Source organism: Cupriavidus sp. 05L310 (assembly GCF_056398185.1).
Map to the genome: position 1 here is coordinate 162343 of NZ_JBFTOX010000005.1, position 26124 is coordinate 188466.

At 65.9% G+C, this 26124-nt stretch carries 24 protein-coding genes; 9 read left to right on the forward strand and 15 right to left on the reverse strand.

Going from position 1 to position 26124, the window contains the following annotated elements; translation table 11 throughout:
• Positions 1-3: 3 nt before the first annotated feature.
• The 5 genes from AC1DS6_RS04995 to poxR form a co-directional block, all read right to left on the reverse strand.
• Positions 4-1518: an aromatic/alkene/methane monooxygenase hydroxylase/oxygenase subunit alpha gene (locus AC1DS6_RS04995; RefSeq protein WP_276287562.1), complete on the reverse strand. Its 1515-nt coding sequence runs from the start codon at positions 1516-1518 to the stop codon at positions 4-6.
• A 41-nt stretch (positions 1519-1559) separates the two neighbouring features.
• On the reverse strand, positions 1560-1832 hold the full coding sequence (locus tag AC1DS6_RS05000; RefSeq protein ID WP_035866715.1) for an MmoB/DmpM family protein: 273 nt from the start codon (positions 1830-1832) through the stop codon (positions 1560-1562).
• A 10-nt stretch (positions 1833-1842) separates the two neighbouring features.
• The gene (locus tag AC1DS6_RS05005) at positions 1843-2838 is read right to left on the reverse strand and encodes an aromatic/alkene monooxygenase hydroxylase subunit beta (protein WP_441629381.1); all 996 of its coding nucleotides are present in this window, start codon (positions 2836-2838) and stop codon (positions 1843-1845) included.
• A gap of 66 nt (positions 2839-2904) precedes the next feature.
• Entirely contained in the window at positions 2905-3123 is a 219-nt protein-coding gene (locus AC1DS6_RS05010; protein ID WP_045239875.1) for a phenol hydroxylase subunit, read from the reverse strand.
• Between the two features lie 1276 nt (positions 3124-4399).
• Positions 4400-6112 carry a phenol degradation transcriptional regulator PoxR gene (gene poxR, locus AC1DS6_RS05015; RefSeq protein WP_477102202.1) on the reverse strand — a complete coding sequence of 571 codons (1713 nt, stop codon included), beginning with the start codon at positions 6110-6112 and terminating at the stop codon, positions 4400-4402.
• Positions 6113-6288: 176 nt separating this feature from the next.
• On the opposite strand from poxR, the gene AC1DS6_RS05020 reads away from it, so the two are divergent.
• Positions 6289-7245 carry a patatin-like phospholipase family protein gene (locus AC1DS6_RS05020; RefSeq protein ID WP_441629383.1) on the forward strand — a complete coding sequence of 319 codons (957 nt, stop codon included), beginning with the start codon at positions 6289-6291 and terminating at the stop codon, positions 7243-7245.
• Between the two features lie 81 nt (positions 7246-7326).
• The gene (locus AC1DS6_RS05025; RefSeq protein ID WP_441629384.1) at positions 7327-8544 is read left to right on the forward strand and encodes a CaiB/BaiF CoA transferase family protein; all 1218 of its coding nucleotides are present in this window, start codon (positions 7327-7329) and stop codon (positions 8542-8544) included.
• Positions 8545-8633: 89 nt separating this feature from the next.
• On the opposite strand, the gene AC1DS6_RS05030 is transcribed toward AC1DS6_RS05025, so the two are convergent.
• From AC1DS6_RS05030 to AC1DS6_RS05045, 4 genes are all read right to left on the reverse strand, one after another.
• Positions 8634-9287 carry a peroxiredoxin gene (locus tag AC1DS6_RS05030; RefSeq protein ID WP_035862536.1) on the reverse strand — a complete coding sequence of 218 codons (654 nt, stop codon included), beginning with the start codon at positions 9285-9287 and terminating at the stop codon, positions 8634-8636.
• Between the two features lie 166 nt (positions 9288-9453).
• Positions 9454-10680 carry a polyhydroxyalkanoate depolymerase gene (gene phaZ, locus AC1DS6_RS05035; RefSeq protein ID WP_477102203.1) on the reverse strand — a complete coding sequence of 409 codons (1227 nt, stop codon included), beginning with the start codon at positions 10678-10680 and terminating at the stop codon, positions 9454-9456.
• Positions 10681-10756: 76 nt separating this feature from the next.
• Positions 10757-10969: a DUF2905 family protein gene (locus AC1DS6_RS05040; RefSeq protein WP_441629386.1), complete on the reverse strand. Its 213-nt coding sequence runs from the start codon at positions 10967-10969 to the stop codon at positions 10757-10759.
• 298 nt (positions 10970-11267) lie between these two features.
• The gene (locus tag AC1DS6_RS05045; RefSeq protein ID WP_035810592.1) at positions 11268-11432 is read right to left on the reverse strand and encodes an FmdB family zinc ribbon protein; all 165 of its coding nucleotides are present in this window, start codon (positions 11430-11432) and stop codon (positions 11268-11270) included.
• Positions 11433-11678: 246 nt separating this feature from the next.
• Here AC1DS6_RS05045 and AC1DS6_RS05050 point away from each other — a divergent pair, with 246 nt between their 5' ends.
• From AC1DS6_RS05050 to AC1DS6_RS05070, 5 genes are all read left to right on the forward strand, one after another.
• Positions 11679-12089: a hypothetical protein gene (locus AC1DS6_RS05050; RefSeq protein WP_441629387.1), complete on the forward strand. Its 411-nt coding sequence runs from the start codon at positions 11679-11681 to the stop codon at positions 12087-12089.
• A gap of 66 nt (positions 12090-12155) precedes the next feature.
• The gene (locus AC1DS6_RS05055) at positions 12156-12404 is read left to right on the forward strand and encodes a hypothetical protein (protein ID WP_441629388.1); all 249 of its coding nucleotides are present in this window, start codon (positions 12156-12158) and stop codon (positions 12402-12404) included.
• Between the two features lie 133 nt (positions 12405-12537).
• Complete coding sequence (locus tag AC1DS6_RS05060; protein WP_441629389.1) at positions 12538-12900, forward strand: hypothetical protein; 363 nt, start codon at positions 12538-12540, stop codon at positions 12898-12900.
• Positions 12901-13025: 125 nt separating this feature from the next.
• Positions 13026-14216, forward strand: a complete 1191-nt coding sequence (gene fabV, locus AC1DS6_RS05065) for an enoyl-ACP reductase FabV (RefSeq protein ID WP_441629390.1) — start codon at positions 13026-13028, stop codon at positions 14214-14216.
• A gap of 63 nt (positions 14217-14279) precedes the next feature.
• Complete coding sequence (locus AC1DS6_RS05070) at positions 14280-14669, forward strand: VOC family protein (RefSeq protein WP_045243024.1); 390 nt, start codon at positions 14280-14282, stop codon at positions 14667-14669.
• A gap of 11 nt (positions 14670-14680) precedes the next feature.
• On the opposite strand, the gene AC1DS6_RS05075 is transcribed toward AC1DS6_RS05070, so the two are convergent.
• The 6 genes from AC1DS6_RS05075 to AC1DS6_RS05100 all read right to left on the reverse strand — a co-directional run bounded on the left by AC1DS6_RS05075 (position 14681) and on the right by AC1DS6_RS05100 (position 23680).
• Positions 14681-15685 carry a tripartite tricarboxylate transporter substrate binding protein gene (locus tag AC1DS6_RS05075; RefSeq protein WP_441629391.1) on the reverse strand — a complete coding sequence of 335 codons (1005 nt, stop codon included), beginning with the start codon at positions 15683-15685 and terminating at the stop codon, positions 14681-14683.
• A gap of 71 nt (positions 15686-15756) precedes the next feature.
• Complete coding sequence (locus tag AC1DS6_RS05080) at positions 15757-17559, reverse strand: acyclic terpene utilization AtuA family protein (protein ID WP_477102204.1); 1803 nt, start codon at positions 17557-17559, stop codon at positions 15757-15759.
• The gene (locus AC1DS6_RS05085; RefSeq protein ID WP_477102205.1) at positions 17556-19571 is read right to left on the reverse strand and encodes an acetyl/propionyl/methylcrotonyl-CoA carboxylase subunit alpha; all 2016 of its coding nucleotides are present in this window, start codon (positions 19569-19571) and stop codon (positions 17556-17558) included. The genes AC1DS6_RS05080 and AC1DS6_RS05085 overlap by 4 nt, the downstream gene beginning before the upstream one ends.
• Positions 19572-19630: 59 nt before the next feature.
• On the reverse strand, positions 19631-20497 hold the full coding sequence (locus tag AC1DS6_RS05090) for an enoyl-CoA hydratase/isomerase family protein (protein WP_441629394.1): 867 nt from the start codon (positions 20495-20497) through the stop codon (positions 19631-19633).
• 49 nt (positions 20498-20546) lie between these two features.
• A complete protein-coding gene (locus AC1DS6_RS05095; RefSeq protein WP_441629395.1) occupies positions 20547-21707 on the reverse strand; it encodes an acyl-CoA dehydrogenase family protein in 1161 nt (386 codons plus the stop codon).
• Between the two features lie 353 nt (positions 21708-22060).
• Complete coding sequence (locus AC1DS6_RS05100) at positions 22061-23680, reverse strand: acyl-CoA carboxylase subunit beta (RefSeq protein WP_441629396.1); 1620 nt, start codon at positions 23678-23680, stop codon at positions 22061-22063.
• 134 nt (positions 23681-23814) lie between these two features.
• Between AC1DS6_RS05100 and AC1DS6_RS05105 the strand changes: the two genes are divergently transcribed.
• Together AC1DS6_RS05105 and AC1DS6_RS05110 are read left to right on the forward strand one after the other, a co-directional pair.
• The gene (locus AC1DS6_RS05105; RefSeq protein ID WP_477102206.1) at positions 23815-24576 is read left to right on the forward strand and encodes an IclR family transcriptional regulator; all 762 of its coding nucleotides are present in this window, start codon (positions 23815-23817) and stop codon (positions 24574-24576) included.
• Between the two features lie 676 nt (positions 24577-25252).
• Positions 25253-26107: an XpsR family transcriptional regulator gene (locus tag AC1DS6_RS05110; RefSeq protein WP_441629398.1), complete on the forward strand. Its 855-nt coding sequence runs from the start codon at positions 25253-25255 to the stop codon at positions 26105-26107.
• Positions 26108-26124 lie beyond the last annotated feature (17 nt).

Below are 26124 nucleotides of genomic sequence, written 5' to 3' on the forward strand. Positions count from 1 at the left end.
CGCTCAGGCCGCCGTGTCGGGCACGCCCTTCCAGGTGTTCCAGTTCTTCTGATCCTGCGACCCTTCGAAATCGAGGTTGTCCGCGCCGACGTTGATGCGGTACCACTTGAGCACATCGTCCAGCGAGGCGCCGCCGCAATTGCCCTGGTAAATCTGGTGCACGGGCAGCCAGGCCTGGGCGTACTTCTGCGGCTCGCCGTCGAAGATGTCCTTGCAGCCGTCCGAGCAGAAGTGAAACTGCATGCCGTGGTAGGTGCTCTCGCGGTAGCAGGTCTGGGTGGGATCGTCAGGCTCCGAGAACACCATCGGGATCTGGCAGGTCTGGCACAGCATGGGCAGCGTTCCGTTATAGAAGCGCTCGCCTTCCTGCTGGCGCTCCAGCCAGTAGTCGAGACGCGGCTTGTAGTAGCGCGCGAAGGTGTCGGGATACTTCTCCGTCAGCCAGGCCATTTCGTCCTGCTTGGGCACCCAGGTATGGAAGCCGGCCGCGGCGGCGTAGTTGTAGAAGGTGCCCCAGGCCTCGTGGGTGATGCGGTCCTTGGTCTTGGTGGCCACCTCGTGGTACTTGGGCATGCGCAGGCCGTAGCGCTCCAGGTCCTTGAACAGCGCGCCGCCGGCCTGCTCGAAGTACATCTCCCAGGCTTCGGCCCACGACATCACGCGCTTGGGCAGCATGTAGTCCATCATCATGCCGACCAGCGTGAGCAGGCGGAAACCGCGCCAGAACCATTTGTCCAGCCACTTCTGCAGGATCGGGATATTGTCCGGGTCCTGCTGGCACAGGAACTTCACCACCTCAAGGCCCAGCGTCATATGGCGCGATTCGTCGGACTGCGCGGAGAAGCCGAACGTCACCGTAGCCATATCGCCGTTGTAGGCCGCGCCCGACATGAAGGGCATGAACAGCAGGTTGGTCAGCACATATTCGAAGGAGAACGAGATCGCGGTGATGAACTCGAACGGCCCCGCGCTCATGGCGTCCTCGAAATAGGACTTGGGCACGGACAGGTACCAGACCCGGTCGTGCATGTGCTGCCACTCGCCGAAGCCGTTGAAGTACTTGTTGTAGACCGACAGCGTGTGCATCTGGGTCTGGGCATGGCGCAGCTCGTCGATCGACTGCATCTGCGCCGCGACCCGCGCACCGGCGCCGCGGAAGTGCCGCCCGAGATGGGCGTAGCCGCGGTGCGCCGCGTATTCCAGCGGGGTCACGCCGGTCAGGAACAGGCGCAGCGCATTCAGATAGCGCGGGTCCGAGACGTTGAGGTGGCCATTGTTCTGCACGAAGGAGTCGATGATGGCGTACAGCTTGCGCTCCTTCTCCGACTGGTATTTCCAGTAGGCGTCCATGGTCATGCGGAACGGGTCTTCCCACTTGTCCCAGTCGTGGATCTTGATGCCCTCGTACTTGTCGTAGGGAAAGACCTTGTCCATCGGCTCGTAGGTGGTTTCCCAGCCGAGGTCGCGGGTCATCGTCGCGTATTTTTCCCGCAGGTTCAGCTTCTTGCGTGCGTCCATGGTGTTCTGTCTCCGTTTTTCTTTGCGGTGGGCGGGCCGTCTCAGGCGTTCCAGTGCAGGGTGAAGGCGTCGTCGTCTTCGTCGATGTTTCCCGACAGCGAAATCAGGTTCAGGTGGATCTCCTGCAGGTCCCACTCGCGGCCGAGCTTTTCCGACACCAGTTCGCGCACGATGGTCAGGTGGCCCGGCGCATCGATCTTCACCATGGCGGGAAACTGCGACACCACGGCGTGCGGGTTGGCCTCGGTGATGGCTTCGATGATGGGACGGGTGTCGTCGTTGCTTTGCAGCGCGATATAGACGTTGGCGGTCATGGCGGGCTCCTCAGGCGGCAAGGCCAAGCTTGTTCAGGCGTACGTCGAACTGCTCCAGGCACAGCGCGATCACCTGCTCGCCACCCTCGCCCAGCAAGGTGTCGGCCACCGGCACCAGCGCCTCGGCCACCTGCGTGCGCGCGGCGCGGGCCCAGCCGGACAGCAGCACGCGGTTGGCGTCGGATTCGGCAGCGGCGGTTTGCACCACCGAGTCGACCCAGCGCGCATGCTCTTCACGCCAGTCGTTCATGAACTCGGTCAGCACCGCCAGCCCCGTGCCGCAGCCGCGGACGATGGCGGCGTCGGCGTGCTGGTACACCATCGGGTAAAGCAGGCCGTCGAGCACCAGGTTCTGGGTAACGAAGGTCTCGAACCAGTCCTCGATCACGAAGCTGCGCTCGACCAGCCGGCGCATCGGCTGCCACGCGGCGCTCTCCATCCAGGCCACCTTGGCGCGCTCCAGCGCCACGCCGGTATTGCCGTCGAGCAGCATGCCGATGCGCGTCAGGTACTGGGCAATGCCGAGACGGTCCATCGCGCAGTAGGTGCAGGCCTGCGTGATGGCCGTGCCCCAGCCGTAGTCGGCGCAATAGAAGTTGTTCATGTTGGCGCCCCACTCCACATGGCGCAGCGGCAGCAGGCCGTCGGCCAGGCGGTCCTGCCATTCGGCGGGCAGCGCCTGCAGCAAGCCGCGCTTCTCCACGAAGGCGAAGCTCTTCTCGGTGGCGTCCTGCTGGCGGCCGCGCGCCGTCACGTAAGCGCCGTAGAAGTACTGGCGCGGGTCCTTGAGCGCGTACCAGTCTTTCATCACGATGGCGGTGCGGCGCTTGTCGTAGATCTCGTGCTGCGGATCCCAGGTCGGGCGGTAGTGGAAATTGACCTCCGACTGCACGTCGTAGGTTGCCTCCTGGTAGCGCGAGGCGGGCTTGTCGCCGAAGCGGCGGGCCACGTGGCCGTAGGTCTGGCGCAGCGGCTGGATCTGCTGGGTCTTAATGTCGACTTGCATCGCTTTGGTCTCCTGGGTCTTGCTGTTTTTTATGTGGGGGGAACGGGTGCGCGGGGCTTGGCGTGCTCAGTCGTCCTGGCCGGCCACCGGAGTTTCCGGGGGCAGGAAGCGCACGTGGTTGACGCTGCAAAAAGCCTCGAACATCGGCTCGGGCATGATCAGCTCGACGTTGAGCTCCGGGTCGGACACGCTGAAGGCAAACTGCACGAAGCCTTCCGGCGTGCGACCGCCGACGCGGACGTAGCGGGGCGTGGCTTCAAACAAGGGGACCGACTGGTTGATCATGGCGCTGCTCCTTCGCTTGGCTTGTATGGCCTCTATTGCGAAGAGCGTGCCAGCGGATGCAAATCACGACGGCACAAGGGATCCTGGGAATCTTGCCGGACCGGCTTGCGCGTTTACCCGAAGCGATGCCCGCGCCATAGCTCTATCAATTGATGAAGATGGCGGCGACATTTGATCAATTGATCAAATGTCGCGCCGGGCGGTGGTTTGCGGGCAGTCGGCGGAATCGCGGTAAGGCTGCGGCGCTGCAACAGTGATGGGGGCGGGGGGAGGTTAGAGGTAGGAGGGGGAAGGGATTGCGGGCGCATGCGGCGCAACAACCGGATTGGTCACTTGCTTGGGGTGTGGATTGCTGACTGCATCAAATGATTAAATGGCTTTTGGGTGGTGGGTGGCGCGGTTTGTTTGAGCGGCGTTGGTTTTTGCACCCAACAGCTATACGACATCCCCCTGCGAGGGTGGTCGGTGTTTGTTTGAGCGGCGATGGTTATTGCACCCAAGTGCGTACGACATCCCCCTGCGGGGGACGCCGGTCACTCTTCTTTGCTTCGGCAAAGAAGACTAACGAGAAGAAAGCCGACCCTGCCGGGGGCAGAGCCATCAGGCTCTCGAATATCGATGATTTCGTCGTACAGCCCAGAGTGCCGGCGGGCTTCTGCCGGTACCGGCTTGACTGGCCACGATCCTGCCAGCTTCCGGGATTCGTGGTGAGGCCCCCGGTAGCAGACATCACTTGCTTCAAGCCGTCTGTCGCTCGCGTAGTGGCCGGCCACGAAGTTTCAGGCGGTCCGGTTCCGTCGTGGGCGCGGTGGCACCGGGTGATATGCCCCAGGCCTTCACCACCGCGCCCGCCCCACCACGAAACCATTGGCATGTGGTGTGTCGTGGTGGTCCGTGCCGGTAACGGCAGATGTGGGAATGGTCACCACACACGAGGTCAAGGGCATCACCACGAAACCCATGGATCATGCCATTGCGATGCCCTACAAGCTGGTAACGGCAGATGCCAGCAAAACTGCGGCCGTACGACGAAACCAGCGCCCCTCGCCCCCGCGATTGCTCTGCTCCCGGCAGGGTCGGCTTTCTTCTCGTTAGTCTTCTTTGCCGAAGCAAAGAAGAGTGACCGGCGTCCCCCGCAGGGGGATGTCGTACGCACTTGGGTGCAATAGCCATCGCCGCTCAAACAAACACCGACCAACCCAGCAGGGCGATGTCGTACGGCTGTTGGGTGCAAAAACCATCGCCGCTCAAACAAACAGCGACCAACCCAACCAAATCACCCCCCCTCCCCCCGAATCCCCCTCGTCTTCCACCGATACGCCAACTGCGGCCGCGTAATCCCCAACAACCGCGCCGCCTGACTCATATTACCGTTGGCGCGCTGCATCGCCGCTTCCATCAACACGGTCTCGACATCGCCCAGCGCGAGCTGCTGCTCGGCCATATGGTCAAGCAGCCCGTGCACCGCCGCTTCGCGCAGTTCCGGCAGCGTGCCCCTGACACCCAGGCGCGGCGCGGTGTCCATCCCCTGCGGCGCGCTGCTGGGCAGGAACAGGTGGTCCGCGGAAATCTGCCCGCCATTGCTGGCCAGGATCACGCCGCGCTCGATCACGTTTTCCAGTTCGCGGACGTTGCCCGGCCAGTCGTAGCGCCTAAGTTCCGCCAACGCGCGGTCGGTGATGCCGACGATCTTCTTGCCGTGGCGCGCGCCGTAGCGGGCAATGAAGCGCTCTACCAGCAGGCGGATATCGTCGAGGCGCTCGCGCAGCGGCGGGATGGTGACGGGATAGACGTTGAGCCGGTAGTACAGGTCCTTGCGGAAAGTCCCCTGCTTCACGGCTTCGGCCAGGTCTACGTTGGTGGCGGCCACCAGCCGTACGTCCACCTTGCGCGGCTCGGTGCCGCCCACCCGCTCCACCTCGCCTTCCTGCAGCACCCGCAGCAGCTTGGACTGCGCCGACGCCGACAACTCGCCCAGTTCGTCCAGGAACAGCGTGCCGCCATGCGCCCGCTCGAAGCGGCCGGGGCGCGACTGGTGGGCGCCGGTGAAGGCGCCCTTCTCCACGCCGAACAGCTCGGCTTCGATCAGTTCATCGGGGATCGCCGCGCAATTGACGGCGATGAAAGGCTTGTCGGCCCGCGCGCTGACCGCGTGCAGCGCTTGCGCGAAGCGCTCTTTGCCGACGCCGGTCTCGCCCAGCAGCAGCACCGTGACATGGCTTGCGGCGGCGCGCTGCAACAGGCCCCAGGCAGCGCGGAACCCGGGCGCGCTGCCCACCAGATCGGCGGGCTTGCCGTTGTTGCGCTGCAGGGCGCGCAGGTGCTCGACCTCGCTTTGCAGCTCCAGGATGGTCTCGATCACCGGGTCGGGCTGGTAGAGCTTTAGCACCTCGGCACCGTCCTCCCACGCTTCCAGCGGCTTGCCGACGATGCGGCAGTGATCGTGGCCGCAGGCGATGCACTCCACCTCGCGGTAGAGGATGGTGCGGCCCATCAGGGCCGAGGTATAGCCCGTGGCGTAGCCGATCTGCATCCAGCAGGCCGGCTCATCGACGATGCCGAACAACTGGCGGTGGACATCGCCTTCGAAGGAGTCTTCCCACAGGAATTCGCCGTCGTAGATGCCGGCGGCGATGTCGATATCCACCTTCACCGGGGTCACGCGCACCACGCCTTCGATGGTGTGCAGGCAGGGCCCGATCTCCAGCAGGCCGAAGTCGCTGTCGCCGGGGCGCAGCTTCTTCGCCAGTTCCGCGTCGCGCATGCCGGAATGGAAGCCCATGCGCATGAACAAGCCCCGCGCGCGCTCCATGCCCATGGTATCCACCAATTCCTTGCGCAACGCGCCCAGCGCGCCGGTGTGGATCAGGATCATGCGCTGCTCGTCCAGCCAGATGGAGCCCTCCTCCATGGCAAAGCGCAGGCGCCGCGCGAGATTGGCCAGGCCATCGCGCATGGTGGCCGAAAACTTGTCGGTTGAACTGCTCATTGTCTCCTCTCTTGGCGGCCTCGAAATCTTGGCGCGCGCGTGCTTTTTCTGGCACTGTATGCACATTATGTGCCATCGGCGCCCTCCGCCCGCGGCAGACGCCTGTCGCGCAGGCGAAATGTCGCCTATGCTTCCTTTACAGGATTCCCCTGCGCTTTCGCACTGCACCACAGACCATGGAAAAAACCGCATTTGTCTTCGCCGGCGGCGGCAGCCTCGGCGCCGTCGAGGCCGGCATGCTGCGCGAGCTGGTGGCGTGGGGCATCAAGCCCGACTTCGTCGTCGGTGCCTCCGCTGGCGCCATCAACGGCGCCTACTATGCCTGCAACCCGCACGTGGCCGGCACTACCCAGCTGGAAACGCTCTGGCGCGGCTTGCGCCGCGCCGAAGTCATGCCGTGGTCGTGGCGCAGCCTGTTCGGCATGTTGCGCGGGCAGCGCGCCCATCTGGTCGACTCCGCCGCCCTGAAGCGCCTGCTGTCCCGCCATTTCGGCGACATGCCGCTGGAGCGCGCCGAACTGCCGCTATATGTAGTCGCCACCGACATGCAGACCGGCGCGGAGGTAGTGCTGTCCTCCGGCAGCCTGGTCCAGTCGGTGCTGGCCAGCGCCGCCATCCCCGGGGTGTTCCCGCCGGTGGCACTGGGCGGGCGGCAACTGATCGACGGCGGCGTGGCCAATAACACGCCGGTCTCCACCGCCATCCGCCTGGGCGCCACGCGCGTGGTGGTGCTGCCCGCGGGCTTTGCCTGCGCGGCGCGGCGCGAACCGCGCGGCCCCATCGACCATGCCTTCAATGCGCTGTCGCTGCTGGTCGCGCGCCAGCTGGTACAGGACCTGGAGCGCTGGGCGGACCACGCGCATATCTCGGTCGTCCCGCCCTTGTGCCCGCTCGACGTCTCTCCGTACGACTACACGCAGTGCGGCACGCTCATCGACCGCGCGGCCGCCGCCACGCTGGCATGGCTCAACGCCGACGGGCTCAGCAGCCGGCATATCCCCGGCGCGCTGCACCCGCATTCGCACGACGAAGCCAACCCGAGTTGCGACTTCGATCCGAACCAGGCGGCGCAGCACGAGCACGGCCAGCACAAGTCCCACGCCGGCCACACCCACGCTTCCGCCTCGCCGTAAGCCGGCTTCCGCATTGGCGAATTGCGTGCACGGCAAATCCCGCGAATGATGCGGGATCTCTACTTCCCGGATGGCAGGCACATGAGCGCAATTCTCGAAGGCATCAAGGTACTCGACCTGACGCGCGTGGTGGCGGGCCCATGGGCCACGCAGAACCTGGCCGACATGGGCGCCACCGTCTACAAGATCGAGAAACCCGGCGACGGCGACGACACTCGCAAGATGGGCCCGTTCCTCACCGACGCGCAAGGCGCGGCCACCAACGACTCCGCCTTCTACCTCGCCTGCAACCGCGGCAAGCAATCGCTCACCATCGATATCTCCAGGCCCGAAGGCGCCGAACTGGTACGGCAACTGGCCGCGCGCTGCGATGTGGTGGTGGAGAATTACAAGGCCGGCAGCCTGAAGAAATACGGGCTCGACTATGAGTCCATCCGCGCGCTGCGCCCCGATGTGATCTATTGCTCAGTCACCGGCTTCGGCCCCGACGGCCCCTACGCCGCCCGCCCGGCCTACGACTTCATCCTGCAGGGCATGGCCGGACTGATGAGCACCTGCGGCCAGCCGGACGGCACCCCCGGCGGCGAGCCGATGCGCACCGCCATCCCCATCACCGACATCCTCACCGGCCTCTACGCCACCGTCGCCCTGATGGGCGCGCTCTATCACCGCCAGGCCACCGGCGAAGGCCAGTACATTGACGCCGCCATGCTCGATGCCTCGGTGGCGGTCAATGGCCACCTGGCGCTGGGCTACCAGATGACCGGCAAGCTGCCCCGGCGCGCCGGCAACACCAACCCGGTGGCCGCGCCCTCCGAAGTGTTCGCGTGCCGCGACGGGCACCTGATCATCGCCTCCGGCAACAACGGGCAGTTTGCCGCGCTGTGCAAGCTGCTTGGCTGTCCGGAACTCGCCGCCGATCCGCGCTTCGCGCAGAACGTCGACCGGGTCGCCAACCGGGAGACCTTGCGCGAAGCGATTGCCGCGCGTGTTGCCGGGCGGGGTTCGGCTGAATTGCTGGATACGCTCGAGCGTGCCGGCGTGCCTGGCGGGCCCATCAATGAGCTCGACGAGGTGTTCGAAGATGCGCAGGTCAGGCATCGCGGGTTGCTGGTGCGGTTGCCGCATGGGCGGGGGGTAGATGCGCCCAGCTTGCGCAGTCCGCTGCGGTTTTCGGCCACGCCGGTGGAAATGCGGTGCCCGCCTATGCTGGGGGAACATACGGAGGGGGCCCTTCGCGCTGAGTTGGGGCTCGGCGAGGCTGAGTTGGGAGGGTTGAGGGAAAGGGGGATTTTGTAGAGAGACTGGTACACCCTGACGGCCGCTTCGCATCACGTGGGCGGGGAGGCCCTGGCGGGCCTACCCGCCCACGTGGCGGGTGCCTAGCCTTACTTCGGCTGCGCCACTACCCGCAGGTACGGTTTGAGCGTCTTGAATCCTTGCGGGTACTTCTTCTTTGCGTCTTCGTCGGATACGGAGGTGGGGATGATCACATCGTCGCCCGGCTTCCAGTTGACCGGCGTGGCTACCGTGTGTTTTGCGTTGAGCTGCAGGGAATCCAGCAGGCGCAGCACTTCGTCGAAATTGCGGCCCGCGCTCATCGGGTAAACCAGCATTGCCTTGACCTTCTTGTCGGGCCCGATGAGGAAGACCGAGCGCACCGTGGCGTTGTCCACGGCAGTGCGCGGGCCACCACTTGCGTTCGGGTGAATCATGTCGTAGAGCTTGGCGACCGTGAGGTCGACGTCGCCGATCATGGGATAGTTGACAGCGTGGCCCTGCGTTTCCGCGATGTCCTTGACCCAGTTCTGGTGGTCACTGACGGGGTCCACGCTGAGCCCGATGATCTTGGTATTGCGCCGGTCGAATTCCGGCTTGAGGCCGGCCATATAACCCAGTTCGGTAGTACAGACCGGCGTAAAGTCCTTGGGATGGGAGAACAGGATCGCCCATTTGTCCCCGATCCATTCGTGGAAATTTATCTTGCCTTCCGTGGTATCTGCCGTGAAATCGGGGGCTTCGTCACCGATGCGAATCGACATATTCAGTCTCCATGTGATGGGTGGGTGCAAATCTGCGGAAGGCCGACGATAGCGGCTGCATCCCGACGCTACGCTGAGCGTTGCAGGCGTCTAGCCCAGTATAGTGGGCCGTGACGAGAACAAGTATGGAAACAAGCGGCGCAAACGCTGCTCCGGCACAAGGACGCTAGGCGTACTCCCGGATCAGGTCGCGGACCACGGGATACACCTCGGTCCGCCACAATTGCCCGGAGAACAGCTCATAGTGGCCGCACTGCGCCGCCGTGAGCTGCCGCCTGTGGCGCGGCGCGATGCCGCTGCACAAGTCTTGCGCCGCGTGGGTCTGGCCGCGGCCGGAGATGTCGTCCCGCCCGCCCTCCACGGTGAGCAGGCCGATATCGCGCATGTCCCGGGGACGCACGGCGTGGCCCTGCACGCTCCAGTTGCCGCGGGCTAGCCGGAACTCCTGGAACACGATGCGGATGGTATCCAGGTAGAACTCCGCCGCTATGTCGATTACCGAGTTGTACTCATCGCAAATGCGCCGGTGCGCCGGCGCGTGCTCGGCATCGCGGTGCACCAGGTCAAGGTAGTAGTCCCATTGCGCACCGACCATGCGCGCCGGATGTGCCATCACCAGGCCGGCATGCTGCAGGAAGCTGGGGTACACCTTGCGGCCCGCACCAGCATAGCGGGCCGGCACCGTGCAGATCAGGTTGCTCTCGAACCACGCCAGCGGCTGGCGGGCTGCCAGGCGGTCCACGGCGGTCGGGTTGCGGCGGGCGTCGATCGGGCCGCCCATCAGCACCAGGCTTCTTGGCACCGGCTCGCCTGCGCTGGCCAGCAGCGATGTCGCCGCCAGTGCCGGCACGGTTGCCTGGCAGACGGCAAGCACGTGCAGGCGCTGCCCGCCGATATGCCGGATGAACGCCTGTATCTCGCCGACGCAGTCGTCCAGGCGGAACGGCCCCTCGGCCGCGGGCACGTGACGCGCATCGCGCCAGTCCGTCACATAGACTTCATGAGCGGGCAGCAGCATTTCAACGACTTCTCGCAGCAGCACGGCGTGATGGCCGGCCAGCGGCGCGCACACCAGCACCGCCGGCCGGCGCTCCGGCGCGGCGGCTGCCTCGTGGGCAAAACGCAGCAGCCGGCAAAATGGCCGTTCCAGCACGACCTGCTCGTCCACTGCCGCGACGCGGCCATCCGCGTCGTACGCGGTGACGCCGAAGGCGGGCTTCCCATAGGTCTTGCCCAGCCGGTAGAGATACTCATAGCCCGCAGCAAAGCAAGACGCCCCAGGGACATGGGCGAACGGGCTGCCGGGGTCAGTGAATGCGTTCGTGGCCTGCGCCGCCCACGCTGTCCACGGCTCGATCAGCGAACGCTGGTACTCGATGAACTTGTACAGCATAGGGGGCTGTCAGGAAGAATGCGCTGGAAAGGCTTTCAATATATGCCGGACCGGCGCGGGACACCAACCGCGCGCTTCACCGGCCCATCAGCCAGAGGATGAATGATGCGGCGGCACTGACGAGCAGAGACGTCGCAATCGGAAGGACAAGGTGAAAGTGATGACGATGGATGACGATATCCCCCGGCAAATGGCCGAGGCCAAGGCCGATCCCGAGCCCGTAAAACCGTGGCCAGAGGAGTCCGGCTGCCAACAGGATCAGGACGATGAGAATCAGCTTGCGCGGCATGACTGGCCTCCGCAATGGTTGGTGCACGATATCGGTGCTGGCTGGCGTATCGTGGGACGGTGCCGCTGATGGGAGGAGAAGGCGCGGTGGCAGGCAAAGGACCCGCAGGCGAAACACTGGCCGTTCCGGGAAGAGGACGGTGCGGCCGGTCATCCTTGCGCCGCGGGCAAGGGGCGGCCCGAGGCAACGAGGCTGCCGCAGAGAAGCAAACAGCACACGGTGACGCAATTCGCCCGGCGTCCTGCCCGGCATCCGACAGGGCCACGCGCTCTTCCTCGCTATCAGGGTCAGGCAGGCCTCAACTCTTCCTCGCCGTCTTCGCAACGAACGGTGTCGGCATGTGCTGGACCGTTTCGCTGCCGCACTTAGGGCAAGGCGGATGGGCCGTCGCGTGTTCCGCGAGATGTTCCGCGTGGTCGAAAACCTGACCGCACTTCTCGCAACGATACTGATAGGTGGGCATGACGCGCCTCCAACCTGCATGGTGCCGGACTCGCTGCCGCTGGTCTGCCAGCGACTTCCGGCAACCTGGGATTTCATTCTAGGACACCGTGCTGGGCAAAACACGGCCTGTCGTTTCGCATGACCGGTACCGCATCAGGCACCCCGGCTTCACATCGCGCTCCTTGCGTGCTTATTATGGAAACATGCGCATGCTTGCTTGCGGCATGACCACGATCGTCGCTCGATCGTCGCTCAGGAGCAGACCATGAAAAAGCCACACAAGGTCGATTCCGGCAAGACGCGGCGAACCGGATTCCCCGATCGTCCGCGACCGGAGCGCCGTCTTCCCGGCATGCCGGATTCCGCCGGAGCCGAAGACTTGTGGGAGAACATCGACGAGACCATTGACGCATTCGCCGGGCAGACGGCAGAACCGATCGATTTCCGCCATGGCCACGAACCGGACGAGGATGACGCACCGGAAGAAGGCATGGACGAGATCACTCGCGCCGCCGAGAGTATTCCCGCGGACACCCCCGCGGACCGCGCGGACCATAGCGCGCAGCGCGAAGAGCACCCGCCTGCGCCGCCCAGCATTGATGACGTGCTTGACAAGGACCTGATTCCCGATCCGGCCGAGGATGCGCCGCACGTCGGCAAGCCGCGCAAGCGCTGAGGGCCACGGCGTTGACGCTTGTGCTATCTTGGAAAAGTGCTGCGTTCATGATTGGAGGAACGCAAGATGTCAGTAATCGCACCGGACGAAAAGGCGGAATTCGTCGCCATCCTGCACCGCCACCGGCTTGACGAAGCAGACTTCCTGCTTCAGGAAGCCGGCACGTCGGATGTCGTTGACGAGGTCTATCCGCTGCAGGGCCATGTCACCATCGTTCGCAAGTCGACGCTCAAGGAGCGGGGCTACCGGATCGGGCATGGCACCGCATGGACCATCGAATTCGAGAAAGACCTGACGCGGGGTTCGTTCGGGTGAGCGGGACCGGAGGCAACCGCGCCCCCTCGAACAAGCAGCCGGTCCTGCGCGCGCCGGCCAACGCGGAAGACCTGCGCGCCATGGGATTGGGTACCTCACCCCGATGGACTCGTCCCCGGAAACGGAGCAGGCCATGACTTCAGGCGGATTCGAATCGTTCAAGTCCCACTTGTCCATGTTGCTGCGCGACCTGCCGGCGGGAACCACCGCGGACCTGACCGACGTGGCCGTGGCGTACTGGGACGGTACGTGCATCGTGGGCACCTACCTGCGCGATGGCGGACGGCTGGACGAGGCGTTCGACTTTGACGAGAACGCGTGGGAGAACTGGCACGACGAGTTTGTTGGCTGGCTGGCCGCGCCGACCTTCACGGAACGCGATGAACTGCGGACACGCCTGTCGCGCGCGGTCCGGCACGCCGACGATCCCGCAGGCCCGGACACCAGCGGCGCCTCTCAGGGCTGGCTTCAGGTAGCGTACCGCCAGCAACGCTGAAAGGCCGGCGCCCGCCGCCCGGCACTCCCGCGGGGCGGGCGGCCTCGCCTTTTGCCTCCTCATTTACAATGCGCGAAGTTTTTCGCCTTCTAAATCAGGCTCGGCATCTAACAAGCGAGGTCTTCATGATCATCAAACCGCGCGTGCGTGGCTTTATCTGCGTTACCACCCACCCCACAGGCTGCGAAGCCAACGTCAGGGAACAGATCGACTACGTCACGGCAAAAGGCCCCATCGCCGGCGGCCCGAAGAAAGTGCTGGTGATCGGCGCGTCGACCGGATACGGTCTCGCAGCCCGGATCACCGCCGCATTCGGTGCCGGCGCCGATACGCTCGGTGTCTTCTTCGAACGTCCCGGCACCGACAGCAAGCCGGGCACGGCCGGCTGGTACAACACCGCGGCCTTCCACCGGTTTGCCGCCGACAAAGGGCTGTACGCGAAGGGCATCAATGGCGATGCCTTCTCCGACGAGATCAAGCAGAAGACGATCGATACCATCAAGCGCGATCTCGGCCAGGTCGACCTGGTGATCTACAGCCTCGCCTCGCCGAAACGGACGCACCCGAAGACCGGCGAAGTGTTCAACTCGACGCTGAAGCCGGTTGGCAAGGCGGTCAGCCTGCGCGGCCTCGACACCGACAAGGAAGTGGTCAGGGAGACCATCCTGGAGCCCGCGACGCAAAGCGAGATCGACAACACCGTGGCCGTGATGGGTGGCGAAGACTGGCAGATGTGGATCGACGCGCTACAGGCTGCGGGCGTGCTGGCCGACGGCGCGAAGACAACCGCCTTCACCTACCTGGGCGAGAAGATCACGCACGACATCTACTGGAACGGTTCCATCGGCGCCGCCAAGAAGGACCTGGACCAGAAGGTGCTTGGCCTGCGCGACAAGCTGGCCGCCAGGGGTGGCGACGCGCGCGTCTCGGTGCTGAAGGCCGTGGTCACGCAGGCAAGTTCCGCCATCCCCATGATGCCGCTGTACCTGTCGCTGCTGTTCAAGGTCATGAAGGAACAGGGCACGCATGAAGGCTGCATCGAGCAGGTCTACGGGCTCTACAAGGACAGCCTGTACGGCGATGCGCCGTGCCTGGACCAGGAAGGCCGCCTGCGCGCCGACTACAAGGAACTCGACGCGGAGGTGCAGTCCCGTGTCCAGCAACTCTGGCCCCAGGTCACCAGCGACAACATCTACGCGCTGACGGACTTCACCGGCTACAAGAAGGAATTCCTGCGCCTGTTCGGATTCGAGATGGACGGAGTGGATTACGAGGCCGACGTGAATCCCGACGTGCCAATGCCTGGCCTGGTCTGAGGACTGAAGACTCAGGCCTGAATCACCCGGGGAGCGCCACGCTCCTGCAACAAGGAGCGAAACATGACGATTGTCGGGATGAACCACTTCACGGTACTGACCGCCGCGCTGGAAGACACCGTCCGGTTCTACACCGAGGTGCTTGGCTTCGAAACCGGTGCCCGTCCGCCGTTTGCCTTCCCCGGGGCCTGGCTCTATGCCGCCGGCGCGCCCATCATTCATCTCGTCGCGGTCGATGCACTGCCGGCACCGGCCGCGGGCGTGCTGGATCACATGGCCTTCAGCGCCACGGACCTCCGGCACGTCACCAGCCACCTGCGGCGCCGGGGCATTCCGTTCCACCTCGGTCGGCAGGCGGGCTCCGGCGTCTGGCAGTTGTTCCTGCACGATCCCAACGGCGCGAAGATCGAACTGGATTTCGATCCGCTGGAACCGCAGCCGCCGGAGATGTGATCCGGATCTGATTACTCCACCTTGATCCCGCCCTTCCTGACCACGCCGGCCCATCTCACCGCTTCATCCTTGATGAATGCCTGGAACTGGTCCGGTGTCCCGCCAACCGGATCGATCCCATATTCGATCAGCCGCGCCTTGATGTCCGGCTGGTGCAACACCGCATCCATTTCGCCCGACAGCTTGTCCAGCACCACCTTTGGCGTCTTTGCCGGCGCCAGCAGCCCGATCCAGCTGCTGGCCGTGACCGCCGGATAGCCCGCCTCCGCCATCGTTGGCACATCGGGCGCAGCCGGCCAGCGCGAGGGACTGGTAATCGCCAGGGCCTTGAGCTTTCCGGCTTTCACCTGCGGCATCATGGTCTGCACGGAATCGAAGATCATCGCCACCTGCCCGGAGAACAGATCGGGCAACGCCGGCGACACGCCCTTGTAGGGCACATGGGTCATCCTCATGCCGACGGCCTGCGAGAACAGCTCGCCGGCCAGGTGCGCGCCGGAGCCGTTGCCGCTGGAGGCAAAGGTCATCTTGTCCGGATGCGCCTTGCCCCAGCTCACCAGTTCCTTCACGCTGCCGGGCGGCAGCTGCGCGCTTGAGACCAGCAGCAGCGGGATGCGGCCGATCTGGCTGACGCCGGTCAGGTCCCTGACGGGGTCGAAGCTCATCTTGGGATAGAGGCTGGGATTGATGGAATGGGCGGCCACCACCACCAGCAGCGAGTAACCATCGGGCGCGGACTTGGCCACGTTGTCGGAGCCGATCATGCCGTTGGCGCCGGGGCGGTTTTCCACCACCACGGGCTGGCCCAGGCGTTCGGCCAGCTTCTGCATGACAAGGCGTGTCACCGCGTCGGACACGCCACCCGGCGTGTAGGGCACCACTACGCGCAATGGCTTGGACGGGTAAGGCGCATCGGCGCGTGCCGCGCCGGCGATGCCGCATGCCAGTGCCGCGGCCATCAGGCACGCTGTTAACCGCGGGCCGCGGGGCCGGTTCGTTATCGTGGTTCTTTTCATGTCTCCTCCGTCAGGATGGCATCGGCGCGCCTGGGCCTGGCGGCCGACGTTATGCAATGGCAGGCCGGCGTCTACGCCCAGCCTTGCGGCACGGCCAGCGGGAAATCGAGCAGCATCTGCGCGTAGCTCTTGCCCAGCGGATCGGAGCGCAGGCTGGCCACGCCTCCGCCGCCCAGGGCGCGATGCAGCAGGAAGTTGAGGGCGTGCAGGCCCGGCACTTCGAAGCATTCGACTTCGCCTTCAACCAGGTGGGCGAAATACGCGCGCACCGCGGCCGGCGTCAGTTGCTCCCGCAGCAGCGGCAGATAAGCCGGCTGGCGCGCGATCACGCCGATGTTCTCGTCGTCGCCCTTGTCGCCGCTGCGGGCATAGGCCAGCGTGACGAGGGGAACGGTTACGCGTGGCCCTTCGGGCACCGCCAAGTCCGGCCGGGGCGCCAGCGAAGCCGGTACCGACGGCTCACCGACGAGGGCGGCGCAGGCAAGCGTCTCCGCCCGGCCATCCAGTGCGATCTGCATTGGCACTTCCGCCTTGGGCACCAGGAAGGAGAACACCTTGACCACCGGCTGGATATCCACGCGGCCGGCGAAGGACGAGCGGGTGCCCGCGGCCATCGAGGTTCCCGCCGAGGAGCATTCGCGTTGCAGGAAGCGCAGCGCCCTGGCCTGCGCATGGCGCGCGCCGATGCGCAGCACCACTTCGCGGGTCGGCAGCGCGCGCGCATGCGGCCCGTATTGCGATTCGCAGCCGAGCAGTTCCACCACGGTATCGCTGTAGTCCACGAAGCCGCTGGCGGCCAGCATGGCGCGGGTGCGGGCAAGCAGCGCGTGTGCCGTGCGGCGGGCCTTGGCGGGTGCGTCGATGCCGCGGATCGCCATCATCAGGCTGATCTGGTAGCCGTCCTGCCAGGTGCCGTTGGCCTTGTAGCTGGCACCGGGCGGGCGGCCACGCGCGCCGTGCACGCGCACCTGGCCGGGAGCCAGCAGTTCGGCGCGCACCATGCGGAAGTCGCAAGTCACGTCGGGCATCAGGTAGTTGCCGGGGTCGCCCACCTCATACAAGACCTGCTCCGCCACGGCGGCGGGATCGACCAGGCCGCCCGTGTGTTCGGGCTTGGTCAGCACAAAGCTGCCGTCCTCCGCGCAGTCGATCACCGGGTAGCCGATGCGGTCCCAGTCCGGCACGCGCTGCCAGTCGGTGAACAGCCCGCCGGTGGCCTGCGCCCCGCACTCGATCACGTGGCCGGCCAGCGTGCCGGCGGCGAGCCGGTCCCAGTCGTTCCATTGCCAGCCGAACTCGTGGGCCAGCGCACCGACCACCACGGCGCTATCGACGCAGCGGCCGGTGATGACGATATCGGCGCCCATCGCCAGCGCGCGGGCAATGCCCTGCGCGCCGGTATAGGCGTTGGCCGACATCAGCTCGGCCGGCGGCGCGGCGCCGGTGTACAGGCCGGTAAGTCCCGCTGCGCGCCAGCCCTCGAAGGCAGGCAGCACATCATCACCGCTGACCACCGCCACCCTGGGCGTGAGCCCTTGCCGCGCGGCGGCTTCCATCAAGGCATCGCGGCAAGCCTGCGGGTTGAGGCCGCCGGCATTGGCGATCACGCGGATGCCTCGTGCCAGGATCTGGCCGAGGTGCGGCGCCATCGCCGCATGGACGAAATCGGTCGCGTAGCCCAGTGCCGCATCCCTGGCGCGGGCACGCGCCAGGATCGACATGGTGGTTTCGGCCAGGTAGTCGTAGACCAGGTATTGCAGGCCGGGGACCTCCAGCAGTTGCGGCGTGGCGATGGCCGAATCGCCCCAGAAGCCGGAAGCGCCGCCGATGCGGATGGTGCGTGCGGGGTTCGATGTTGCGGGAGCGGCGCTCATGCCCTGGACTCCGTCGCGCCGCCCTCGGGCTCCGCTTCGACGCGCGCCAGCAAGGCACCGGCCCGAGCCTGGCCGCCTTCGCGGGCGTGCAGTTCCGCCACCACGCCGTCAAATGGCGCGACGATGGCGTGCTCCATCTTCATCGCCTCCAGCACCACCAGCACCTGGCCGGCCCGTACCGGCTCGCCGGCCACCGTCTTCACCGCCACGACGCGTGCGGCCAGCGGCGCCAGCAACTCGCCGGCGCTTTCGGCGCCGGCCGCCTCGCGCTTCTTCCGGCGCGGGTCCAGGCGCGCGAAGCGCCATGCGCGGCCGGCGCTGAACAGGTGCACGGCGTCGCCTTCGGTGGCGAATACCAGCGGCAGCGCGGCACCATTGCACTCGACCAGCGCACTGCCCTGCTCCGCGTCGGCGCGCAGCACGCGCGCCCGGACGATCTCCGCGGCCGTGCCGCCGCCTTCGCACACGGCTGCCTCCCAGCCGTCGGCCACAGCGCGCAGATCCACGCGCCATTGGCGCTCCCCGGCGCGCAGGCCAAGGCTGCTGCCGTGCGCCACCAGTTCCGGGCGTGCCGTGGCCACCAGCACGCCGCAGGCGGCCAGCGCCGCGCAGGCCACCTGCGCCGCGGCGGGCTGCGCCGCGCACAGCGCGGACTGCATATGCGCGTCGACAAAGCCGGTATGCACCTCGCTGGCGGCGAAGGCTTCGTGTGCCAGGCAGTCGGCCAGGAAGCCCTGGTTGCTGGCCACGCCCAGCAGCACGGTCTGCTCCACCGCGCGCAGCAGCTTGCGGCGTGCTTCTTCGCGGGTGGCGCCGTGGGCGACCAGCTTGGCCACCATCGAATCGTAGTGAACGGGGATTTCGCCGCCTTCCTGCAACGCGTGGTCGACCCGCACATCGTGCCCGGCGCCCGGCGCGCGCCAGCGCAGCACCGGCCCGCCCTGCGGCAGGAAGCCTGCGGCCACGTCCTCGGCGGTCAGCCTGACCTCGATGGCGTGGCCGCTTAGCGCCACCTGGTCCTGCGTGACCGGCAACGGCTCGCCGGCGGCCACGCGCAACTGCCATTCGACCAGGTCGAAACCGGTGATGGCTTCGGTCACCGCATGCTCCACCTGCAGGCGGGTGTTCATTTCCATGAAGTAGAAATTGCCGTCGCCATCGAGCAGGAACTCCATGGTGCCGGCGCCGACGTAGCCGATGGCCTGGGCGGCGCGCACTGCGGCTTCGCCCATGCGGGCGCGCAGCGCCGGCGATACCGCTGGCGACGGCGCTTCCTCAACCACCTTCTGGTGGCGCCGCTGCACCGAGCAGTCGCGCTCGCCAAGGTGGATCACATGGCCCTGCGTATCCGCGAAGACCTGGATCTCCACATGGCGCGGCGCGATCACCGCGCGCTCCAGGATCAGTTGCCCGGAGCCGAAGGCGGCGCTGGCCTCGGAGCGCGCGCTGGCCAGCGCGCCGGGCAAGGCATCCGCCTCATGCACCAGGCGCATGCCGCGCCCGCCGCCGCCAGCCGCGGCCTTGACCATCAGCGGAAAACCGATCTGCGCCGCGGCCCGCAGCAGCGCTGCGTCGTCCTGCGCCTCGCCCTGGTAGCCAGGGATGCAGGGCATATCCGCATCAAGCATCAGGCGCTTGGCCTCCGCCTTGTTGCCCATGGCGCGGATCGCCTCTGCCGGCGGGCCGACGAAGACCAGCCCGGCCTGCGTCACCGCTTCGGCAAATTCGGCATTCTCGGCCAGGAAGCCGTATCCGGGGTGCACCGCATCGGCGCCGCTGCTGCGCGCCGCCTCGACGATGGCGCCGATATTCAGGTAGGACGCGCGCGGTGCGGCGTCGCCGATGCGTACCGCGCGGTCGGCGAAGGCCACGTGCGGGCTATGGCGGTCGGCCTCGGAATAGACCGCCACGGTGGCAAGGCCGAGGCGGCGCGCCGTGCGCATGATGCGCATGGCGATCTCGCCACGGTTGGCGACGAGCAAGGTGTGGAAGGGTCGGCTGGTAGCGGGCATGGTACGTCTCGGGATCGGAGTGTCGAAGTGGGCCGTTGCGGTGCGGGTTGCCCGTTTACTCAATCTTGCGTGGCGTGCGCGGCGCGTACGTCGGCGGCGTCGAAGCGCACCACCCAGGCGGCGTCGCGCTTGCCGCGAAAGGCCTGGATGCCTTCGGTGCCTTCGGTGCGCATGCATTGCGCGAACAGGCGCGAGGCCTCGTCCAGTTGCTCGCCCTGCCCCACCTGTCCGGTGCGCGCCACCAGCGCCTTGAAAGCGCGGTTGGCCTGCGGGCCGCAACGGCAGATGCGCGTCAGCCATTCGGCGAGCAGCGCATCCAGCGCGGCGCCGTCCCCGGCAAGCTGATCCACCAGTCCCAGTGCCACCGCCGTGTCGCCGCTCACGCGCTCGCCGGACAAACCAAGGCGCCGCGTGGCGGCCGCCCCGATGCGCGCCACCACGAAGGGCGCGATCTGCGCGGCGATGATGCCCAGCGAGGTCTCGGACAAGGCGAAGCGCGCGTCGGGCGTGGCCAGCACGATATCGGCCGCGCAGCTCAGGCCCATGCCGCCGCCCATGGCCGCGCCCTCTACCACCGCCACCACCGGCACGGGCAGCGCGGCCAGCCGCTGCATGAAGTAGCCGAACTCGCGATTGCGGCTGGCCACGGGATCGTCCGGCGCGGCGCCGGCATCCAGCCGCGCCTGGAAATTGCCGACGTTGCCGCCCGCGCAGAAAAAGCCGCCGGCGCCGCGCAACACCAGCGCCCGCAGCGCGGTGTCGGACTCGGCGCGCGCCACGGCATGCGCCAGCGCGGCGACCACCTCGGGCGCGAGTGCATTGCGCGTGGATGGCGCATTGAGGGTGGCGAACAGCACGCCCCGGACCTCGCGCACGATCACGGCGCTGGCGTCATTGGCGGATTCGGTATTGACGGCGTTGGTCATGGTTTGGGAGTAGCGGAAACATTGCGTGAGAAGGAAACGGCCGGCAAGCTCAGTGCTTTGCCATCAGCCCCATCTGCTTGGCGATTACCGTGAGCATCACCTCGTCGGCACCGCCGCCGATGGAGCCCAGGCGGAAATCGCGATAGGCGCGCGAGGCATGGTTGTCCCACGTGTAGCCCATGCCACCCTGGAACTGCATGCACCAGTCGGCCACCTCGCGCGAGAGGCGGCCGGCCTTGAGCTTGGCCATGGAGGCCAGCTCCACCACGTCGCCGCCGTCGATATAGGTCTTGGTTGCCATGTAGACCAGCGCGCGCAGGGCTTCCATCTCGGTCTTGAGTTCGGCCAGCTTGAACTGGATGAACTGGTTGTCGAGCAGGGGCTTGCCGAAGGCGATGCGCTGGCGCAGGTAGTCGGCGGTTTCCTCGATCAGCGCATTGCAGGCGAGGCGGCGCGCCGCGCCGTTCAGACGTTCTTCCTGGAACTGCTTCATCTGGTAGATGAAGCCCATGCCCTCCTCGCCGATGCGGTTGCGCGCCGGCACCCGCACTTCATCGAAGAAGATCTGCGCGGTGTCGGAGCACCACATGCCGAACTTCTTGATCTTTTGCACTTCCACGCCAGGCGTGCGCTTGCCGCCCTGCCTGAGCGGCACGATGATCAGCGACTTGTTCTTGTGCACCGGACCGTCGGAGGTATTGCACAGCAGGCAGATCCAGTCGGCCTGGGTGCCGTTGGTGATCCACATCTTGGAGCCGCTGATGACGTAGTCGTCGCCATCGCGCCGGGCACGCGTCTTGAGCGAGGCCACGTCGGAGCCGGCGCCGGCCTCGGATACGCCGATCGCCGCCACCGCCTCGCCGGCAATGGCCGGTGCCAGGAACTCGCGCTTGAGTTCGTCGGAGCCGAAGGCGGTCAGGGCCGGGGTGGCCATGTCGGTCTGCACGCCTACGGCCATGCCGACGCCTTGCGCGTGGACGTAGCCGAGGGCTTCGGCTGCGGCCACGGCATAGGAGAAATCCAGGCCGAGGCCGCCGTATTCGGCCGGCTTGGTGATGCCGAGGAAGCCTAGTTCGCCCATCTTCTTGAACAGCGTGTGCGCGGGGAAGATTTCGGCGGCTTCCCATTCGTCGACATGGGGGTTGATCTCGGCCGCTACGAAGCGGCGGATGCTGGCCATGATGTTGTGGTGGTCTTCGGTGTAGAGCATTATGGGTGTCTCCTTGTTCTTGGTGGTGTGGCCTGGGGGGGCTACGAAGTCAAAGGCTTAAAGGCTTAAAGGCTTAAATTCAAAGGCGGTTTCACCCCCCTGCGGGGGGCGACCTACTTTCTTGTCTTGCCAAGAAAGTAGGCAAAGAAGGCGCGCCGGATGGGGCGACACCCCCTCGGAATCCGGCGAAAAGAGCGGCCGGGACCCAAACTCGCATCGCCTTAAGGCGATACTCAAACATGGGTCCCTCTTTTCCGCTCTTTTCGCCGGATTCCGAGGCGCCCCATACGGCCTGGTACACCTACACGGCTCGCTTCGCATCGCGTGGGGGCACACACGGAGGGCGCTGGTGATCAGAACCTGGCCACGCCAAACTGCATTGCCCTCGGCGTGCGCGCCTCCGCCTCGCGTGCGGTGGCCAGTGCGAAGGCCAGCACGGCGCGGGTGTCGCGCGGGTCGATTACGCCGTCGTCCAGCAGCAGGCCGCTGGTGATGAAGGCGCTGGCCTGGCGCTCGAAGTTGGCTACGATCTCGCCGGTCTGCTGTGCCAGCCGTTCCTCGTCCACCGCTACGCCTTTGCGCTCGGCTTGCTGGCGCGCCACGATTTCCAGCGTCATGGCGGCTTGCTCTCCGCCCATCACGGCGGTGCGGGCGTTGGGCCAGGAGAAGCAGAAGCGCGGGCGGAAGCCACGGCCGCACATGCCGAAATTGCCGGCGCCGAAGGAGGCGCCGCAATAGAGGGTGATCTGCGGCACGGTGGAATTCGACAGCGCCTGGATCATCTTGGCGCCGTGCTTGATCATGCCGGCCTCTTCCGAGGCGCGGCCGACGATAAAGCCGGTGGTGTTCTGCAGGAACACGATGGGCGTGCCGCTCTGGTTGCATGCCTGGATAAACTGCGCGGCCTTGGTCGCGCCGGCCGGATCGATCGGGCCGTTGTTGCTGATGAAGCCCACCGCGTGCCCTTCGATGCGGCCGCGGCCGCACACCGTGGCCGGTCCGTAATCCGGCTTGAACGGCAGCCAGGCGGAATCGTCGACGACGCGGCCGATGATCTCCAGCATATCCACAGGCTTCTTCACGTCCAGCGTCATCACGCCATCCAGTTCGCCCGCATCCAGGCGCGGCGGCTGGACGGGCTGGGGCAGGCGCGGTGCCACGGCCGGCCAGTCCAGGCTGGCCACCACATCGCGCGCCAGGGCGATGGCGTGCTCGTCGTCCTCGGCCACGAACTCCGCCAGGCCGCTGACGGTCGCGTGCAGGTCGGCGCCGCCCAGTTCCTCGTCTGTGGCGATCTCGCCGGTGGCAGCCTTGAGCAACGGCGGCCCGGCCAGGAAGGCGCGGGCACGGCCGCGTACCATCACCACGTAATCGGACAGGCCTGGCATATAGGCGCCGCCGGCGGTAGACGAGCCGTGCACCACGGTGATCACCGGCAGTCCGGCGGCGGACAACCGCGCCAGGTTGTAGAAGATGCCGCCGCCGCGCACGAACTTGTCGACGCGGTACTTGCGCAGGTTGGCCCCGGCGGACTCGACCAGATGGATAAAGGGCAGGCAATTCTCCAGCGCGATTTCCTGGCAGCGCATCAACTTGAGGTTGCCGCCTTCGGTCATGGCGCCGGCGTCGATGCCAGAGTCGGTCGCCACCACCATCGCCCGCACGCCGCGGACAAAGCCAATGCCAGCCACCAGCGAGCCTCCGGGGATGGAGGTGTCGTGGTCGGGATCGTCCATGCCGTAGCCCGCCAGGTTGGCGATTGGCAGGAAGGCGGAGGCGGGATCCAGCAGCCGGGCCAGGCGCTCGCGCGGCAGCAGCGCGCCGCGCTTGGTGAAGGCGGGGCGGGAACGTTCAGAGGCGGCGGTGGCGCGCTGCTCCAGCGCGCGCAAGCGCTCGATCAGGGCTTGCATGCCGGTGCGCTGGCTGGCGAAGGCGGGACTGGCGGAATCGATCCGGGACTCGATGGGAAGCATGGCGCTCGGCAAGGGACAAGGAATGCATCGATTGCAAACCAGGCGCCGGCGCGCGACAAGCTCAAACTCGCGATTTGTGCATAATGTGCACAACCCCGTCTTTGACGCACCTCCGGATGCCACGCCTGCCCGCCATGTCCACCCCACCCTCCCTCCTTGCCCGGCCAGCCTCCCCTCCCATGCCCGGTGTCCAGAGCCTGGAACGAGCGTTCAACCTGCTATGCCTGCTGGCCGAGCACCATGAAACCGGGCTGACTCTGCCGCAACTGGTGGCGCAGACCGGCATCGACCGCACCACCGCCCACCGCATGCTGCGTTACCTCACCCACGCCGGCTTTGCCGGGCAGGATGAACAGGGAAAGCGCTACCGGTTGGGCATGGCAGCCATGGCGATGGGCCTGCGCACCATGAACCGCTCGCCGCTGGCCAGCGCTTGCGCCACGCGCATGAAGGCGCTGGCGCGCAAGACCGGCGACACGGTGTTCCTGATCGTGCGCATTGGCGACCACGGCTACTGCATGCATGCCGAGGAAGGCAGCCACCGGGTGCAGCATTTCCACCTGCTCACGGGGAGCACGCGGCTGCTGGGACAGGGTACCGCCAGCATGGCGCTGCTGGCCAAGCTGGGCGACGAGGAAATCGCTGCGCACTTTGAGCGGCACCGTGGCGAATACGAGGGCAGCGGGCTCAGCCTGCTCAAGCTGCAGCGCGGTGTGGAACGCAGCCGTAAGCTGGGCTATGCGCTGGCGGGGGCGGGGGGCGTGGCGGGGGTAGGCTTTGCATTCGCGTTGCCGTTGGCTGGCGAGGCTGCGATCAGTATTGTCTCGACGGCTTCGCGGATGCCGGTGGCGCGGCGGCATGAGATTGGGGGAATGATCCGGGAGGCATTTGGATGACGGGGTCTCAAAAAAACATCCCCCCATCAGAGGGGATAGAAAATAAATCTGCCCCCGTGAATGCCCGGCTCTCTACGTTTTTTATGTCAGAAATTAAAATATTGTAGTGTATGACCCATACAATCTGCGCTAAAGTGCAGTGCAGCAATTCATTTTGAACATTTTTGACATTTTGCGTTTATCCAGCGGGGGCAATATCCTTGGACTCCACCTCTCCAGTGCGCCGGCGAGCCATTTCCGGGCAGCCTTCATCTCATTCACGCCGATACCGTTCGTGCCGGCTGGACACTATTCAAAGCGTCATTGACTGACACCTGCAGCGCCATCCGTGCACCGTATACATTCAACATTGACGCATATCAAATATGCATAAATACCAGGTCGAATGGCTTTGACCTGCTATTTCCTGTTTAAAAAATAACATAAGCAAATACACGCAACCCACGCGGGAGGGTTGCCCCGCCATGCCCCACAGGCAGCATGCGGGACACGTTGGATAACCCCAGCGGCACGCACGGTCGGCAGAACCGGGCGGCACGCTGCGGGAATGGGTGAATGGGGTCCCACCAAGGGATAAGGGGCAGCAATGCAGCACTCAGGGATATTCACACGCGATGAACTGGACAATTACTTTGCGTCGTACGTAGGCATGGAGGGCGGAAACCCGAGAGCCAGCGTGTGGATCTGCGACAGGAGCCCGCATCCGTGGTTCGAGCGCCTTGCCGGGCCATTGCGGCCGCGCACGGAACCCCGTGCATGGGATGACGCGTTTCGCGCGAAACACCGGGTCGATATGGGCAAGTGGCTCAACCACCAGCGCATTGCGCGCATCATGGCCGCGGCCCGCGCCGAGGCGCTGGGTATCCGGCTCGATGACAACGACTGGAAAGAATACTTCCGGGACCAACTCTACGCACCGGATGGCGCGGAGTTCAAGCTGAACCTGTTTCCCCTGCCGATGCAACTCGATGGCCTGACGCCCTGGTCAAAGGTATTTCGCGGCCAGGCTGAACTCGTGCCCAAGGAACGCTACCTGGAACTGTGCCGGCATGGCGGGCGATTCCGCTTCCTGCGGACACTCTGCACGTACTGGCGGCCAAAGGTAGTCATCTGCATCGGCCATCGCCAGACCGACGACTTCGTGCGGGCTTTCGGGCTCGACGAAGCTGCTGGGGAGGTCCGGCAGCTACAGCCGGCAGACCAGGTAAGACTCCTGCACGTCTTCGTCAGGGATGGCACCACATGGATCCTGTGCCCCGCCCTGGCCGGCAGCGCCGGACTGACTTCGGACGTGCAGCTCAATGCGTTCGGCAAGCTGCTTGGCGCGAGTCTTGAGGCTAGCGACTTCGATAGCTTTCCGGCGCCTGCCAGCGGTCCGGAAAGATTCCTGGAGAGCCATAACGCATTGCAGGTCGGACGCGCGGCCAGCGGGCTTCCCCGAGGCGGATACCCTGCCCGGAAGAATTCCCATGCAGATCCCTCCCCCAACCAGAACCAAGCCTTATGTGCTCCCCCACTACTGAACGCTTGAGGACCGGATAAGGGCCC

Coding starts and splice junctions, on each gene's coding strand:
- AC1DS6_RS05010 (WP_045239875.1), bottom strand. CDS start 3,123: ATGATCAACCAGTCGGTCCCCTTGTTTGAAGCCACGCCCCGCTACGTC.
- AC1DS6_RS05090 (WP_441629394.1), bottom strand. CDS start 20,497: ATGACCAACGCCGTCAATACCGAATCCGCCAATGACGCCAGCGCCGTG.
- AC1DS6_RS05100 (WP_441629396.1), bottom strand. CDS start 23,680: ATGCTTCCCATCGAGTCCCGGATCGATTCCGCCAGTCCCGCCTTCGCC.
- AC1DS6_RS05080 (WP_477102204.1), bottom strand. CDS start 17,559: ATGAGCGCCGCTCCCGCAACATCGAACCCCGCACGCACCATCCGCATC.
- AC1DS6_RS05045 (WP_035810592.1), bottom strand. CDS start 11,432: ATGCCCACCTATCAGTATCGTTGCGAGAAGTGCGGTCAGGTTTTCGAC.
- AC1DS6_RS05005 (WP_441629381.1), bottom strand. CDS start 2,838: ATGCAAGTCGACATTAAGACCCAGCAGATCCAGCCGCTGCGCCAGACC.
- AC1DS6_RS05085 (WP_477102205.1), bottom strand. CDS start 19,571: ATGCCCGCTACCAGCCGACCCTTCCACACCTTGCTCGTCGCCAACCGT.
- AC1DS6_RS05075 (WP_441629391.1), bottom strand. CDS start 15,685: ATGAAAAGAACCACGATAACGAACCGGCCCCGCGGCCCGCGGTTAACA.
- AC1DS6_RS05055 (WP_441629388.1), top strand. CDS start 12,156: ATGTCAGTAATCGCACCGGACGAAAAGGCGGAATTCGTCGCCATCCTG.
- phaZ (WP_477102203.1), bottom strand. CDS start 10,680: ATGCTGTACAAGTTCATCGAGTACCAGCGTTCGCTGATCGAGCCGTGG.
- AC1DS6_RS05070 (WP_045243024.1), top strand. CDS start 14,280: ATGACGATTGTCGGGATGAACCACTTCACGGTACTGACCGCCGCGCTG.
- AC1DS6_RS04995 (WP_276287562.1), bottom strand. CDS start 1,518: ATGGACGCACGCAAGAAGCTGAACCTGCGGGAAAAATACGCGACGATG.
- poxR (WP_477102202.1), bottom strand. CDS start 6,112: ATGAGCAGTTCAACCGACAAGTTTTCGGCCACCATGCGCGATGGCCTG.
- AC1DS6_RS05040 (WP_441629386.1), bottom strand. CDS start 10,969: ATGCCGCGCAAGCTGATTCTCATCGTCCTGATCCTGTTGGCAGCCGGA.
- AC1DS6_RS05000 (WP_035866715.1), bottom strand. CDS start 1,832: ATGACCGCCAACGTCTATATCGCGCTGCAAAGCAACGACGACACCCGT.
- AC1DS6_RS05095 (WP_441629395.1), bottom strand. CDS start 21,707: ATGCTCTACACCGAAGACCACCACAACATCATGGCCAGCATCCGCCGC.
- AC1DS6_RS05105 (WP_477102206.1), top strand. CDS start 23,815: ATGTCCACCCCACCCTCCCTCCTTGCCCGGCCAGCCTCCCCTCCCATG.
- AC1DS6_RS05020 (WP_441629383.1), top strand. CDS start 6,289: ATGGAAAAAACCGCATTTGTCTTCGCCGGCGGCGGCAGCCTCGGCGCC.
- AC1DS6_RS05025 (WP_441629384.1), top strand. CDS start 7,327: ATGAGCGCAATTCTCGAAGGCATCAAGGTACTCGACCTGACGCGCGTG.
- fabV (WP_441629390.1), top strand. CDS start 13,026: ATGATCATCAAACCGCGCGTGCGTGGCTTTATCTGCGTTACCACCCAC.
- AC1DS6_RS05050 (WP_441629387.1), top strand. CDS start 11,679: ATGAAAAAGCCACACAAGGTCGATTCCGGCAAGACGCGGCGAACCGGA.
- AC1DS6_RS05030 (WP_035862536.1), bottom strand. CDS start 9,287: ATGTCGATTCGCATCGGTGACGAAGCCCCCGATTTCACGGCAGATACC.
- AC1DS6_RS05060 (WP_441629389.1), top strand. CDS start 12,538: ATGACTTCAGGCGGATTCGAATCGTTCAAGTCCCACTTGTCCATGTTG.